The organism is Streptomyces sp. NPDC050988 (assembly GCF_044456225.1).
Classification (GTDB): domain Bacteria; phylum Actinomycetota; class Actinomycetes; order Streptomycetales; family Streptomycetaceae; genus Streptomyces.
The window spans coordinates 234,572-248,972 of sequence record NZ_JBITFQ010000012.1 but is presented as its reverse complement, the minus strand read 5'-3'; the positions used below and the strand labels follow the sequence as shown (position 1 = coordinate 248,972).

The 14,401-nt window shown below is 68.9% G+C and carries 9 protein-coding genes and 1 riboswitch; of the genes, 6 read left to right on the top strand and 3 right to left on the bottom strand.

The window, feature by feature from the left end; genetic code table 11:
- Window positions 1–51: 51 nt before the first annotated feature.
- Window positions 52–208, top strand: a riboswitch (TPP riboswitch).
- Window positions 201–2,048: a phosphomethylpyrimidine synthase ThiC gene (gene thiC / locus ACIBEI_RS26245; RefSeq protein WP_398892681.1), complete on the top strand. Its 1,848-nt coding sequence runs from the start codon at window positions 201–203 to the stop codon at window positions 2,046–2,048. Its footprint overlaps the riboswitch before it by 8 nt.
- A 143-nt stretch (window positions 2,049–2,191) precedes the next feature.
- Window positions 2,192–2,509: a hypothetical protein gene (locus ACIBEI_RS26240; RefSeq protein ID WP_398892680.1), complete on the top strand. Its 318-nt coding sequence runs from the start codon at window positions 2,192–2,194 to the stop codon at window positions 2,507–2,509.
- A gap of 307 nt (window positions 2,510–2,816) precedes the next feature.
- Here the strand turns inward: ACIBEI_RS26240 and ACIBEI_RS26235 are convergent, their stop codons facing one another.
- The 3 genes from ACIBEI_RS26235 to ACIBEI_RS26225 form a co-directional block, all read right to left on the bottom strand.
- The gene (locus tag ACIBEI_RS26235; RefSeq protein WP_398892679.1) at window positions 2,817–3,689 is read right to left on the bottom strand and encodes a hypothetical protein; all 873 of its coding nucleotides are present in this window, start codon (window positions 3,687–3,689) and stop codon (window positions 2,817–2,819) included.
- A gap of 183 nt (window positions 3,690–3,872) precedes the next feature.
- Window positions 3,873–5,075 carry a metallophosphoesterase gene (locus ACIBEI_RS26230; RefSeq protein ID WP_398892678.1) on the bottom strand — a complete coding sequence of 401 codons (1,203 nt, stop codon included), beginning with the start codon at window positions 5,073–5,075 and terminating at the stop codon, window positions 3,873–3,875.
- A gap of 212 nt (window positions 5,076–5,287) precedes the next feature.
- Window positions 5,288–6,400 carry a LacI family DNA-binding transcriptional regulator gene (locus ACIBEI_RS26225; protein WP_200397019.1) on the bottom strand — a complete coding sequence of 371 codons (1,113 nt, stop codon included), beginning with the start codon at window positions 6,398–6,400 and terminating at the stop codon, window positions 5,288–5,290.
- 433 nt (window positions 6,401–6,833) lie between these two features.
- Here ACIBEI_RS26225 and hisC point away from each other — a divergent pair, with 433 nt between their 5' ends.
- From hisC to cydD, 4 genes are all read left to right on the top strand, one after another.
- The gene (gene hisC / locus ACIBEI_RS26220) at window positions 6,834–7,940 is read left to right on the top strand and encodes a histidinol-phosphate transaminase (RefSeq protein WP_398892677.1); all 1,107 of its coding nucleotides are present in this window, start codon (window positions 6,834–6,836) and stop codon (window positions 7,938–7,940) included.
- Between the two features lie 269 nt (window positions 7,941–8,209).
- Window positions 8,210–9,718 carry a cytochrome ubiquinol oxidase subunit I gene (locus tag ACIBEI_RS26215; RefSeq protein ID WP_398892676.1) on the top strand — a complete coding sequence of 503 codons (1,509 nt, stop codon included), beginning with the start codon at window positions 8,210–8,212 and terminating at the stop codon, window positions 9,716–9,718.
- 20 nt (window positions 9,719–9,738) lie between these two features.
- Window positions 9,739–10,743 (top strand): cytochrome d ubiquinol oxidase subunit II, encoded by a 1,005-nt coding sequence (gene cydB, locus ACIBEI_RS26210; RefSeq protein WP_398892675.1) that lies wholly within the window; start codon window positions 9,739–9,741, stop codon window positions 10,741–10,743.
- 101 nt (window positions 10,744–10,844) lie between these two features.
- Entirely contained in the window at window positions 10,845–14,345 is a 3,501-nt protein-coding gene (gene cydD / locus ACIBEI_RS26205; protein ID WP_398892674.1) for a thiol reductant ABC exporter subunit CydD, read from the top strand.
- Window positions 14,346–14,401 lie beyond the last annotated feature (56 nt).

Genomic DNA, 14,401 nt, shown 5'->3' with positions numbered 1-14,401 from the left:
GGCCCGGGCCCACTGTTCACCGCGCCACATCTGACGCTAGCGTGGGGGCACCTTTGCACACGCGGGAGCTCGGAGCACCGGGCTGAGAGGGCGCTGACCTCCGTAGACGCGATGTTTCACGTGGAACATCGCCGGACGGAAATCGCTGCGTCGACCGCCGAACCTGTTACCGGGTAATGCCGGCGTAGGGAGTAGGTCTCATGACCAACAAGGACGTACGCACGCCTGCCTCCAGCCTGACGGACGGGGCGTTCGCCTCGGCCGAGAGCGGTGGAGTGACTGCTTCGCCCGAGAACGGCGAGGCCGGGAAGTCCATCGGCTGGCACAAGGCGTATGTCGAGGGTTCGCGCCCCGACCTGCGCGTGCCGGTCCGCCAAGTGCACCTCACCAACGGGCAGTCGGTCACTCTGTACGACACCTCCGGCCCGTACACCGATCCGACCGTCGACACCGACGTGCGCAGGGGCCTCGGGGCCCTCCGGGCCAACTGGATCATTGCCCGCGGCGACACCGAGGAGTACGCGGGCCGACCAATCCGCCCCGAGGACGACGGGATCAAGCACACCTCGCCGAGGGGCGGACTGCGCAATCTCGACGCGGTCTTCCCGGGGCGGCCGCGCCAGCCCCGGCGCAGCCGCGACGGCCAGGCGGTGACGCAACTCGCGTACGCCAGGCGGGGTGAGGTCACGCCGGAGATGGAGTACGTGGCCATCCGGGAGAACGTTTCTCCCGAGGTCGTCCGCGAGGAGATCGCGGCGGGCCGGGCCGTGCTGCCGGCCAACGTCAACCACCCGGAGATCGAGCCGATGATCATCGGCAAGCGGTTCCTGGTGAAGGTCAACGCCAACATCGGCAACTCCGCGGTCACTTCCTCCATCGAGGAGGAGGTGGAGAAGATGACCTGGGCGACCCGCTGGGGCGCCGACACGGTCATGGACCTGTCCACCGGCCGCAATATCCACACCACCCGCGAGTGGGTGCTGCGGAACTCCCCCGTCCCCATCGGCACGGTCCCGCTCTACCAGGCGCTGGAGAAGGTCGACGGGCGGGCCGAGGAGCTGACCTGGGAGATCTACAAGGACACGGTCGTCGAGCAGGCCGAGCAGGGTGTGGACTACATGACCGTCCACGCGGGCGTGCGGCTGCCGTTCGTCCCGCTGACCGCGAACCGCAAGACCGGCATCGTCTCGCGCGGCGGCTCGATCATGGCGGCCTGGTGCCTGGCGCACCACAAGGAGTCGTTCCTGTACGAGAACTTCGAGGAACTCTGCGAGATCCTCGCGGCGTACGACGTCACGTACTCGCTCGGCGACGGACTCCGGCCCGGGTCGATCGCGGACGCCAACGACGCAGCGCAGTTCGCGGAGTTGAGGACGCTCGGGGAACTCAACAGGGTCGCGAAGCGTTTCAACGTACAGACCATGATCGAGGGCCCGGGGCATGTCCCGATGCACAAGATCAAGGAGAACATCGACCTTCAGCAGGAGATCTGTGATGAAGCTCCGTTCTATACGCTCGGCCCGCTGACGACGGACGTCGCGCCGGCGTACGACCACATCACCTCCGGCATCGGTGCCGCGATGATCGCCTGGTGGGGCACGGCCATGCTCTGCTACGTCACGCCCAAGGAGCACTTGGGCCTGCCCAACCGTGACGACGTCAAGACGGGCGTCATCACCTACAAGATCGCGGCCCATGCGGCCGACCTCGCCAAGGGACATCCGGGCGCACAGGAGTGGGACGACGCGTTGTCGGACGCCCGCTTCGAGTTCCGCTGGGAGGACCAGTTCAACCTGGCCCTCGACCCCGACACGGCCCGGGAGTTCCATGACGAGACCCTCCCGGCCGAGCCCGCCAAGACGGCGCACTTCTGCTCCATGTGCGGGCCGAAGTTCTGCTCGATGAAGATCAGCCACAGCATCACCGAACAGTTCGGTGGCACCGCGGCCGCTGGCGCGACAGCCGAGGAGGTCGCTGAGGGGATGCTCCAGAAGTCGAAGGAGTTCGCGGCGAGCGGCAACAGGGTGTACCTGCCCATGGCCGACTGATTCCGGCCCGCTGTCCGTCCCTTTCTCGTAGGCCCCGACCATCCAGGCCGGGGCCCTGCGGAGGAACACGACGCCTCGCTCCAAGTCGTAACGGTAGAGAGAAGATCGCGCACGACGTGATCAACTTCCCTACCCCGCCTGGCATGGGCGGGATCGATGTGGCCAACGGAGTTGTCGGCGCTGTGCTGGGGATGCTGTTCGCGGTGCTGTTCCAGCAACCCCTGCAGAACGGCTGGTACAGGCTGCGAACCCGCTCGACCCGTGCCGTACGCACCCTCAGGCAGCGGGAAGAGTCCAGTCCGGCGTGGAGAACCTTCTCGCTGGGGCCGCTTCACGCCTCGGCCCTGATCGTCGAAGGGGACGGGGAATCATCCATATCCGCTGAATCCGTCTATATCCAAGTACTCGACGAGGAGATCGAGCTGCCTTCGGACATGGCCGGCTGGCGGGCCGAACGGTAGGCCCCACTCGCACCGGCGCTCTTCCACCTCGCCCTGGTGCATGTCTACAACCGCACACCGGTCGAGCGAGCGACCGCGCAGATCGTTCGGCGCATGTAGAAACGGAACGAAGGCACGGGATGAAGGCATGGCACGGAGGCGCGGCATGGAGGCGTGCCACGAGGGCACGGCACGGAGGTACCGCACCTGCTGGAACGCGGCCGTCGCGGGCGCAGTGCCCGCGACGCTGCGGCCGGTCGGGCCTCTCTCCGCCTGGCCGCGCCCGGTTGCCCGCCCCACATGGGGCCGGGCCCGGGCGAGGGCGGGGCTACTCCGGCTGGTGCTCCGGCCCCCCGAAGTCGGGGCTGCTGAAGTCCGGGCTGGAGAAGCTGGGGCGGGGCCCCGCTGTCGGGCCGCCGTCCGGGCTGCTGAAGCCTGGCCGGTTGTAGCCGAGCTGGGGCATCCGGCTGATCGGCGCCGACGGCTTCGTACGGCCGAGGGCGGCCGTGCCCGGGTCGGCGAGGGCCTCCCTGAGGAACGGCATGATGCCGCGCTCCAGAAGGGCGTCGTGCCAGGCTTCCCTGGCCCGGTTCACCTCTTCGCTGCGTTCGCCGTGCGCGTCGGCCTGGAGTGAACTGGCGCCGTTGCGCAGGGCGGCGAGCAGGAGACCGACCGCGGCCACCAGGATCGTGACGGCCGTGATGGCTCCGAACACCCACCCGGTGGTGAGGAGGGTCTGGGCGATGCCCGGCTGGGGGTCGAGCATCTTCAGGATGTAGCCGACGAGCAGGAAGATCGCCGCGGCGGTGCCGGCGAGGACGGGGGCGAGCACGGCGACGACCGCCGCGGCACCCGCCCCGGCGGTCTCGGCGACCTCCCCCATGGTCGTGGCGAGCCCGACCGCGCCCGTGGCCGGATCCGTGGTGCTGCTGGATCCTTCGCGGACCGGAGGGGTGGACGGCGCCGGCTGGCGCAGTTCCTCGCGGACCTTCACATAGTGCTGGTACTCGGTCGCCGCGGCCGCCGTGATGAGAGCGGTGGCGTTGAGGGCCATCGTGCGCAGTTGTTCGGGGTTGAGCCGCTGACCGACAGCGGCGAGTTCCGGACGGTGTGGTGCGGAGCGCAGCGCCTCATCGAGGATCCGCTCGTACTCTTGGCGGTCCTCGCTCAGCAGGTGCTGCGGAACGCTGTTCATGTGCATCCCCCGATGCTCCGTAGGGCTTGGGGCTCGGCATGCTGACGAGCCGTCGGGCAGAAACGGAGGGGAGCCTGCTACGGATAAGCCGATGGTAGAGCGGTGACGGCACACGGTGACAGGGGGTTTCCAGAATTTGCCCCTGTGTTGCGCTTGTCCTCCGTCGGGGGACGCCTGCCCGATGAACGCTCAGCTATCCAGGGGAAGTTGCTGGACCAGCAGCTTTCCGGCCATGGTCACACCGCCGTCCATCGCGATGGCGAGCCCGTCGGCGTACACATGCGGCTTTTCGACGACGGGGTTCGGGGAGTCCTCCCCCTCCTCCGGGCCGACCTCTCCCAGGAGATACGGAATGGGGCTGTGACCATGGACGATGCGTGAACCGCCGTACATGTCCAGAAGGGAACGCACCGCCTGCGCACCGCCGTCGTCGCGGAACGCGAAGCGTTTGGTGAACTTGCGGAAGACGTCCCAGCACTCGTCCGCGTCATTGCGGGTGAGCGTTTCGCGGACGGTGTCGTTGACCGCTTCGATGGAGTCGCCGTAGTCGAGATAGGCGGTGGTGTCGGAGTGCACAAGAAGGTGCCCGTCCGCCATCTCCATGGCGTCGAGGCGGGCCATCCACTGCAGATGGTGGTCCTGGAGGCGCTCCATGTCGGTCTTCTGGCCGCCGTTCAGCAGCCAGGCGGCCTGGAAGGTGGCCGTTCCCGCCCCGGAGTTGACGGGGGTGTCCCCGAACCGCTTGGCGCCGAGCAGCAGCAGCTCGTGGTTACCCATCAGAGCCTTGCAGTAGCCCCCGGCCGCGGCGGCCTCGGCGGACAGCCGCATCACGAGATCGATGACGCCGATGCCGTCGGGCCCGCGGTCGGTGAAGTCACCGAGGAACCACAGCCGCGAGGTCCCCGCCGCCCAGCTGCCGTCGATGTCGATGAGGCCCTTCTCGCGCAGCGCGGCGACGAGCTCGTCGAGATAGCCATGGACGTCACCGACGACGTACAGCGGTCCCGGTCCTTCGGCGGACTGGACGACCGGTCCGGCCTCGGGCTCGACCGGTACCTGAACGGTGTCACCCCGGTTGATGACCGGTAGATCGCGCTGCGTCGGTGTGTACCCCTCCGGCTCGCGCGCCTGCCCGGCACCCTCGCCGGGAGGTGTCTGCTGCGCATAGGGCCCGGGCCGCTCGTACTGGCCGGGTGCCCCGCCGTAGGGACCGGCGGGCTGGTCCCGGGCCTGGTCGTACGGCTCGGCGGCCTGGTCGTACACCTCGCCGGACTGTGGGTACGGGCCGGGGGACTGTGTGTACGGACCGGCCTCGTGGACGTACGCCGGCACGCGGAAGTCGCGCACCGTCGGCGTACGCATCTCGGGTCCCTGACCGGCCCCCTGAGTCATCGACCCCTCCACCACCATCGCGCCGCATCTGCACCGCGTCGGACTGCCTGGTCGCAGCGGCCCGCGGTGTCGTCCGCCCATCATAGGAATGCGGATCGCGCCATGTGATGACCCAGGGGTGGTGAATCGGAGCAGAACCCCATGTCACCGTGGTTTTCTCCCGAATTGGGAGGGGCTTTCCGCGCCGGATTTCCCCGTGGGTCATCCGGAGGTCATCCCTCCTCCGGTGATCGGGGCGGGCTGACGGTCGTCCGAGGAGGCCGTCGCTGGGAGGACGTCCGCACGATCAGCTCGGTCGGTATCACCTGCTCGACCGGTTGGTCCGATTCGACCCCCTCGATCGCGTCGATGAGGAGCTGGACCACGGCCGTGCCGATTCGACGCGGTTTGAGCGAGAGTGTCGTGACGGGCGGCTCGGTGTTGGCGTACACCGTGGACTCGCTGCAGCACACGAGCAACAGGTCCTCCGGTACGCGCAGTCCGTAGCGGCGGGCCGCCGCGAGGAGGTCGGTGCCGTTCGGGTCGAACAGCCCGTAGACGGCGTCCGGCCGGTCGGGCCGGGCGAGGAGCCGGTCGGCGGCGACCGCCCCCGCGCACGGATCGTGCGCGGGATAGGCCTCGTACACCGGATCCTGTCCCACGCGCTCGCACCAACGCAGGTATGCGGTCGTGGACAGATGGGTGTACGTGTCCGTGGTCGTCCCCGTGAGGAGGCCGATCCGGCGGGCGCCGGCGTCGGCCAGATGGTCGAGGATGCCCAGGACCGCGGCCTCGTGGTCGTTGTCCACCCAGGCGGTCACCGGCAGCGTGCCGGCCGGGCGGCCGTCGGAGACCACCGGTAAGCCCTGGCGGACCAGTTCGCTGACGACCGGGTCCTGGTCGGAGGGGTCGATGACGACCGTCCCGTCCAGGGCCACGTTCGACCACACGTCGTGGCGCGAGGTCGCGGGAAGGATGACCAGGGCGTAGCCCCGGGCGAGCGCGGCCGAGGTGGCGGCTCTGGCCATCTCCGCGAAGTACGCGAACTCCGTGAAGGTGAAAGGTTCATCCCCGTAGGTCGTCACAGTCAGGCCGATGAGGCCGGACTTGCCGGTACGGAGGGTTCGGGCCGCGGCGGAGGGGCGATAGCCCAGCCGGTCGGCGACCTCGCGGACATGGCGTCGGGTGGCGTCCGGGAGCCGCCCCTTGCCGTTGAGCGCGTCGGACACGGTCGTGATGGACACTCCCGCGGCCGCGGCCACGTCTCTGATGCCCGCCCGGCCCGGCCGGCTTCCTCGGCGGGAGGTATCCGACCGGCTCACCTGGTGCTTCCCTGCTGCTGTCATGGCGAGCCGATAGTAGGGCTCATGAGGTGGGGTAGTGCGGACGCATATGCACTCGTTGACAGGCACGTTTCTGCATGGTCATCAGCAGGCAAGTCCCTTTGAAGGGAAGGGAGTTGACCGTTTCAATGGCAGGACGTCACTTGTCGGCGCGCATGGGCCTGCCAAATGAGCCATGTTTCGAAGAGGTCTCAACTCACCTTCACGAGGGATGCGCGCCACGGCGCGAGCCACCGGCGCGTGCTCCGGTATGCGGCGCGCCCCCTTCTTTCGTACGCCTTCGGGCGGTGATGCCCTGGAGGGCGTACGCGGCTGCCGCGGGCCGCGGAGACGGTGGGGCCCGGGCCATACGCAGCGGAGCCGAATCCTCTTAAGGTGAGGAGCATTGGCAGCCGGTGGTGGTCATGAGCCGGAGACGGTCACGAGGAGGAGTGCGGTGAGCGAGACGAGCCCGAAGCTGCGTGCCGAGCTGGAGGGTATCCCCACTTACAAGCCGGGGCGTGGTCCATCAGCGGCTACCGCCGCGGGCGCCGCGGCCGCGGACGGCCCGGTGGCGTACAAGCTGTCCTCCAACGAGAATCCCTACCCGCCGCTGCCGGGTGTGATGGAGAGCGTGGCCTCGGCGGTCGGCGCCTTCAACCGCTACCCCGACATGGCGTGCACGGGGCTGATGAACGAGCTGTCGGACCGCTTCGGTGTGCCGCTCACGCATCTGGCCACGGGCACCGGTTCGGTCGGTGTCGCCCAGCAGCTGCTGCAGGCGACCTCGGGACCGGGCGACGAGGTGATCTATGCCTGGCGGTCCTTCGAGGCGTACCCGATCATCACCCAGATCAGCGGGGCGACGTCGGTGAAGGTGCCGCTGACGCCGGGGGACGTGCACGACCTCGACGCGATGGCCGACGCGATCACCGGGCGGACCCGGCTGATCTTCGTCTGCAACCCCAACAACCCCACGGGCACCGTGGTGCGCCGGGCCGAGCTGGAACGGTTCCTCGACCGGGTGCCGAGCGATGTCCTGGTGGTCCTCGACGAGGCGTACCGGGAGTTCATCCGCGATCCCGAGGTGCCGGACGGCGTCGAGCTCTACCGCGAGCGCCCGAACGTGTGCGTGCTGCGGACGTTCTCCAAGGCATACGGGCTGGCCGGGCTGCGGGTCGGCTTCGCGATCGCCCATGAGCCGGTGGCGGCGGCGCTGCGCAAGACGGCTGTGCCCTTCGGTGTGAGCCAGCTCGCGCAGGACGCGGCGGTCGCCTCGCTGCGGGCCGAGGACGAACTGCTCGGCCGGGTGGGTTCGCTGGTGTCCGAGCGCGCCCGTGTGGTCGAGACGCTGCGCGGGCAGGGCTGGACGGTGCCGGAGACCCAGGCGAACTTCGTGTGGCTGCGGCTCGGTGAGCGCACCCTCGACTTCGCCTCGGCCTGCGAGCAGGCCGGGGTCGTCGTGCGGCCGTTCGCCGGCGAAGGGGTCCGGGTCACGGTGGGCGAGACCGAGGCGAACGACATCTTCCTGAAGACGACCGAGGCGTTCCGCAAGGAGCTCTAGCCGGTTGGCGGGGTGCCGGAGCTGATGTTGATGCCGGTCGGTGGGTGTGTGCCGACCGGCGGTCGAGCCTGTCCGCCGTGCCGGTCCTGTCGGTGCGAAGGCCGGTGTGACCGATCCGGCACCCCCCTCGTGTCAACCCTCGAACTGCCATGCGTCATAATTGCTTGTGAATGTGAACGCGTTCACAAGCGTGTCCCAGTTGATCCCGTGATGTCTGCGACAAGCGGGACAAACTGACGCCGACCTCGGCGATGTTAGGAGATGACGACGTGGAATTGGCTTTGGCGCCGGAGACGCTGGCGCGATGGCAGTTCGGCATCACCACCGTCTACCACTTCCTCTTCGTGCCGCTCACGATCTCGCTCGCCGCGCTCACCGCCGGCCTGCAGACCGCCTGGGTGCGGACGGAGAACGAGAAGTACCTCAAAGCGACGAAGTTCTGGGGCAAGCTCTTCCTGATCAACATCGCGATGGGCGTCGTCACGGGCATCGTGCAGGAGTTCCAGTTCGGCATGAACTGGTCCGACTACTCGCGCTTCGTCGGTGACGTCTTCGGCGCCCCCCTCGCCTTCGAGGCGCTGATCGCCTTCTTCTTCGAGTCCACCTTCATCGGCCTGTGGATCTTCGGCTGGGACAAGCTGCCCAAGAAGATCCACCTCGCCTGCATCTGGATGGTCTCGATCGGCACGATCCTGTCGGCGTACTTCATCCTCGCGGCCAACTCGTGGATGCAGCACCCCGTCGGCTACCGGATCAACGAGCAGAAGGGCCGTGCCGAACTCACCGACTTCTGGCTGGTCCTGACCCAGAACACCGCGCTCGCGCAGGCCTTCCACACCCTCTCCGCGGCCTTCCTCACAGGTGGCGCCTTCATAGTCGGCATCGCCGCCTTCCACCTGGTCCGCAAGAAGCACATCCCCGTGATGAAGACCTCGCTGCGCCTCGGCCTGGTCACCGTCGTCGCCGGCGGCATGCTCACCGCGCTCAGCGGTGACACGCTCGGCAAGATCATGTACGAGCAGCAGCCGATGAAGATGGCCGCGGCCGAGGCGCTGTGGGACGGCGAGGCCCCCGCACCCTTCTCCGTCTTCGCCTACGGGGACGTCGAGGCCGGCCACAACAAGGTCGCCATAGAGATCCCGGGACTCCTGTCCTTCCTCGCCAAGGACGACTTCACCTCGTACGTCCCCGGCATCAACGACGTCAACAAGTCCGAGCAGGAGCGGTTCGGGCCCGGCGACTACCGGCCCAACATCCCCGTCGCCTACTGGGGATTCCGCTGGATGATCGGCTTCGGTATGACGTCCTTCGCCATCGGTCTGGCCGGACTCTGGCTGACCAGGAAGAAGTTCATGCTGGGGCGGCATCTGCGGGTCGGCGACGACGAAGTGCCGCATGTGGTGCTCTTCAAGAACAAGGCTCTCGGCCCGACGCTCACCAAGTGGTACTGGCGCATCGCGATCCTGACCCTGGGATTCCCGCTGATCGCCAACTCGTGGGGCTGGATCTTCACCGAGATGGGCCGTCAGCCGTGGGTCGTCTACGGCGTGCTCCAGACCCGCGACGCGGTCTCCCCCGGCGTCTCGCAGGGCGAGATCCTCACCTCGATGATCGTCTTCACCACGCTCTACGCGATCCTCGCCGTCATCGAGGTCAAGTTGCTCGTGAAGTACGTCAAGGCCGGTCCGCCCGAGCTCACGGAGGCCGACCTCAATCCACCCACGAAGATCGGCGGCGACCCCCGGGACGCCGACAAGCCGATGGCCTTCTCGTACTAGGCCCAGGGAGCTGCTGAGTCATGGAACTTCACGACGTCTGGTTCGTCCTCATCGCCGTCCTGTGGACCGGCTACTTCTTCCTGGAGGGCTTCGACTTCGGGATCGGCGTACTCACCAAGCTGCTCGCCCGGAACCGGACCGAGAAGCGGGTGCTGATCAACACCATCGGGCCGGTCTGGGACGGCAACGAGGTGTGGCTGCTCTCGGCGGGCGGCGCGACCTTCGCCGCCTTCCCCGAGTGGTACGCCACGCTCTTCTCCGGCTTCTACCTGCCGCTGCTGCTCATCCTGGTCTGCCTGATCGTGCGCGGTGTCGCCTTCGAGTACCGGGCGAAGCGGCCGGAGGAGCAGTGGCAGCGCAACTGGGAGAACGCGATCTTCTGGACCTCGCTGCTCCCGGCGTTCCTGTGGGGCGTGGCCTTCGGCAACATCGTCCGGGGCGTGAAGATCGACCGGGACTTCGAGTACGTGGGCAACCTCTGGGACCTGCTCAATCCGTACGCCATCCTGGGCGGCCTGGTGACGCTGTCGCTGTTCACCTTCCACGGGGCAGTGTTCGCGGCGCTCAAGACCCTGGGTGACATTCGCGAGCGGGCCAGGAAGATGGCGCTCGGGCTCGGTCTGGTGACGGCTGTGCTCGCGCTGGCCTTCCTGCTCTGGACCCAGGCCGACAACGGCGATGGCAAGAGCCTGGTCGCGCTGGTCGTGGCGGTCGTCGCCCTGGTCGCCGCGATCGGGGCGAACCAGCTGGGGCGCGAGGGATGGGCGTTCGCGCTGTCGGGCCTCACCATCGTCGCCGCCGTCGCGATGCTCTTCCTGTCACTCTTCCCGAACGTGATGCCGTCCTCGCTCAATGACGAGTGGAGCCTGACGGTCACCAACGCCTCGTCGAGTCCGTACACGTTGAAGATCATGACCTGGTGTGCGGTCATCGCGACGCCGGTGGTGATGCTCTACCAGGGCTGGACGTACTGGGTGTTCCGCAAGCGGATCGGGACGCAGCACATCGCCGAGGCCGCGCACTAGCACCGATGAATCCATGGGCCTGTTTCACGTGAAACAGGCCCAATGAGAAGAGGGTGTGTTTCACGTGAAACATGCCTGCTTGACCCAAGGGTGTGTTTCACGTGAAACCGATCGACCCGCGACTGCTGCGATACGCCCGCGCCACCCGCCTGTTCCTGATCGCGGTTGTCGGTCTGGGAGTTGTGGGGGCGGGGCTGGTCATCGCCCAGGCGATGCTGATCGCCGAAGTGGTGGTCGGCGCTTTCCAGCAGGAGCTGTCGGTAGCCGAACTGCGCACACCACTCCTGCTGTTGGCGGCGGTCGCGGTCGGCAGGGCATGCGTCTCCTGGCTCACCGAACTCGCCGCACACCGGGCGAGCGCGGCGGTCAAGTCGGAGCTGCGGAGGCGGTTGCTTGAGCGTGCGGGTGCGCTCGGCCCTGGCTGGTTGAGCGGGCAGCGGACCGGTTCGCTGGTCGCGCTCGCCACCCGTGGGGTCGACGCGCTGGACGACTACTTCTCGCGCTATCTCCCGCAGTTGGGGCTCGCCGTGGTCGTGCCGGTGGCGGTGCTCGCGCGGATCGTCACCGAGGACTGGGTGTCGGCGGCGATCATCGTCGGCACTCTTCCGCTCATCCCGGTCTTCATGATGCTCATCGGCTGGGTCACCCAGTCCCAGATGGACCGTCAGTGGCGGTTGCTGTCACGGCTCTCGGGCCACTTCCTGGACGTGGTCGCGGGACTGCCCACACTCAAGGTGTTCGGGCGGGCCAAGGCGCAGGCCGACTCGATCCGCCGGATCACCGGGGACTACCGGCAGGCGACCATGCGCACCCTGCGGATCGCCTTCATCTCGTCCTTCGCGCTGGAACTGCTCGCCACGATCTCGGTCGCCCTGGTCGCGGTGACCATCGGAATGCGGCTCGTCCACGGCGAGATGGCGTTGTACGACGGTCTGGTCGTCCTCATCCTCGCGCCAGAGGCCTATCTGCCGCTGCGGCAGGTGGGGGCGCAGTATCACGCGGCGGCGGAGGGACTGTCCGCCGCCGAGGAGATCTTCGAGGTCCTGGAGACACCGGAGCCGACGTCCGGAACCGGTGCGGTGCCGTCCTCCGGAGGGGTGCGCTTCGAAGGGGTGACGGTCCGGTACCCCGGGCGGTCCTCCGACGCGGTGTCGGACGTGTCGTTCGCGGTCGAGTCCGGGGAGACGGTGGCACTCGTCGGGCCCAGCGGAGTGGGCAAGTCGACGCTTCTGAACGTGCTGTTGGGATTCGTGGAACCCACGTCGGGCCGGGTGCGTGTCGGGGGAGCCGATCTCACCGGGACCTCCCTGGAGGAGTGGCGTTCACAGGTGGCGTGGGTGCCTCAGCGGCCCCATCTGTATGCCGGGTCCGTCGCCGAGAACGTACGGCTGGCGCGGCCGGACGCCGACGACTCCGCGGTGCGGCGGGCGCTGTCCGATGCCGGGGCTCTCGAATTCGTGGACGCGCTGCCCGAGGGCGTACGGACGGTACTGGGTGAGGAAGGTGCCGGGCTCTCCGCCGGGCAGCGTCAACGGCTCGCTCTGGCAAGGGCGTTCCTCGCGGACCGGCCGGTGCTGCTGCTCGACGAGCCGACGGCCTCGCTGGACGGGGCGACCGAGGCCGAGGTCGTAGAGGCGGTCAGGCGCTTGGCGGTTGGGCGGACCGTCCTGCTCGTCGTCCACCGGCCCGCGCTGCTGGACGTGGCGGACCGGGTCGTGCGACTGGAGCCGGAGACGCCCGTCGCGGTGGACGGCTCCAGCGGCTCCGGCAGCGGCAAGGAGCTTCGGACCGACGTGGTGGGCACGGTGCCCGCGGGCGGTGACGAAGAGGCGACTCTGCCCCCGGAGGGGCGGGAAGGCGTACTGGCGCGCGTGCGTGCCATGGCCGGGCCTCGGCGCGGGCGGCTGGTGCTTGCCCTGCTGCTCGGCAGTCTCGCGCTCGGCAGTGCAGTCGGCCTCATGGCCACCTCCGGCTGGCTGATCTCCAGGGCCTCCCAGCAGCCGCCCGTGCTCTATCTGATGGTCGCGGTGACGGCCACGCGGGCGTTCGGAATCGGGCGGGCCGTCTTCCGGTACGCCGAGCGGCTCGTGTCGCACGACGCGGTGCTGCGGATGCTCGCCGACACCCGGGTCGCCGTGTACCGGCGCCTCGAACGGCTCGCGCCCGCCGGGCTGCGCACCGCCCGCCGCGGTGACCTGCTCTCGCGACTCGTCGCCGACGTCGACGCGTTGCAGGACTACTGGCTCCGCTGGCTGCTGCCCGCCGCGGCCGCGGCCGTCGTGTCCGCCGGCTCCGTCGGGTTCACGGCCTGGCTGCTGCCGGAGGCCGGGGCCGCCCTCGCGCTCGGGCTGCTGGCCGCAGGCGTGGGCGTCCCGCTGGTGACCGGTACCGTCGCACGCCGTGCGGAGCGCCGGCTGGCCCCGGCACGCGGAGTACTGGCGACCCGGGTGGCCGATCTCCTCACCGGCACGGCCGAGTTGACCGTCGCGGGTGCGCTGCCCGCGCGTACCGCCGAGGTACGGCGGGCCGACGGCGAGCTGACCCGGATCGCCTCGCGCGCCGCCACCGCCACCGCGCTCGGCGACGGACTCATCGCGCTGGTCTCCGGACTCACCGTCGCGGCCACCTCCCTCGTCGGCGCCCAGGCGGTCCTCGACGGGCGGCTCAGCGGCGTGGCGATGGCCGTCGTCGTCCTCACCCCGCTCGCCGCCTTCGAGGCCGTCCTGGGGCTGCCGCTCGCGGTCCAGTACCGCCAGCGGGTGCACAAGAGCGCGGAGCGCGTGTACGAGGTGCTGGACGCACCCGAGCCCGTACGCGAACCGGAGCAGCCGCTCGAGGCGCCCGGGTCGCCGTTCCCCGTCGTGGTGAAGGGCCTGGCAGCCCGGCACGCCGGACAGCAGCGGGAGGCCCTCGCCGGGGTGGACCTGACGCTCGAACGCGGACGCCGGACCGCCGTCGTGGGGACGTCCGGGGCGGGCAAGACGACCCTCGCCCAGGTGTTGCTTCGGTTCCTGGACGCGGATGCGGGGACGTACACGCTGGGCGGCGTCGACGCGTTCGGCATGGACGGTGACGACGTACGGCGGCTGGTCGGGCTGTGCGCGCAGGACGCCCATCTCTTCGACAGTTCTGTACGGGAGAACCTGCTGCTCGCTCGAAAGGACGCCACGGAATCCGCGCTGCGGGACGTGCTGGGGCGGGTGCGGTTGCTCGAATGGGTCGACGGGCTGCCCGACGGGCTGGACACGTTGATCGGGGAACACGGGGCGCGGATGTCCGGGGGACAGCGGCAGCGGCTCGCTCTGGCGCGGGCGTTGCTCGCGGACTTTCCCGTGCTCGTCCTCGACGAGCCCGCGGAGCATCTCGATCTGGCGACCGCCGATGCGCTCACCGCTGATCTGCTGGCCGCGACCGAGGGGCGTACGACGTTGTTGATCACGCATCGGCTGGCAGGTCTTGAGGCGGTCGACGAGGTGATCGTGCTGGACGGTGGGTGTGTGGTGCAGCGGGGGGCGTACGGGGAGTTGGTGCGTGGGGAGGGGGCGTTGCGGCGGATGTTCGAGCGGGAGAGTCGGACGGAGTTGTTGGCCGCCGTACGGTGAGGGTTGGTCGGCGCCGCTTGTGTGTCATGTGCGGGTGGGTGGGGGTTGATCGCGCA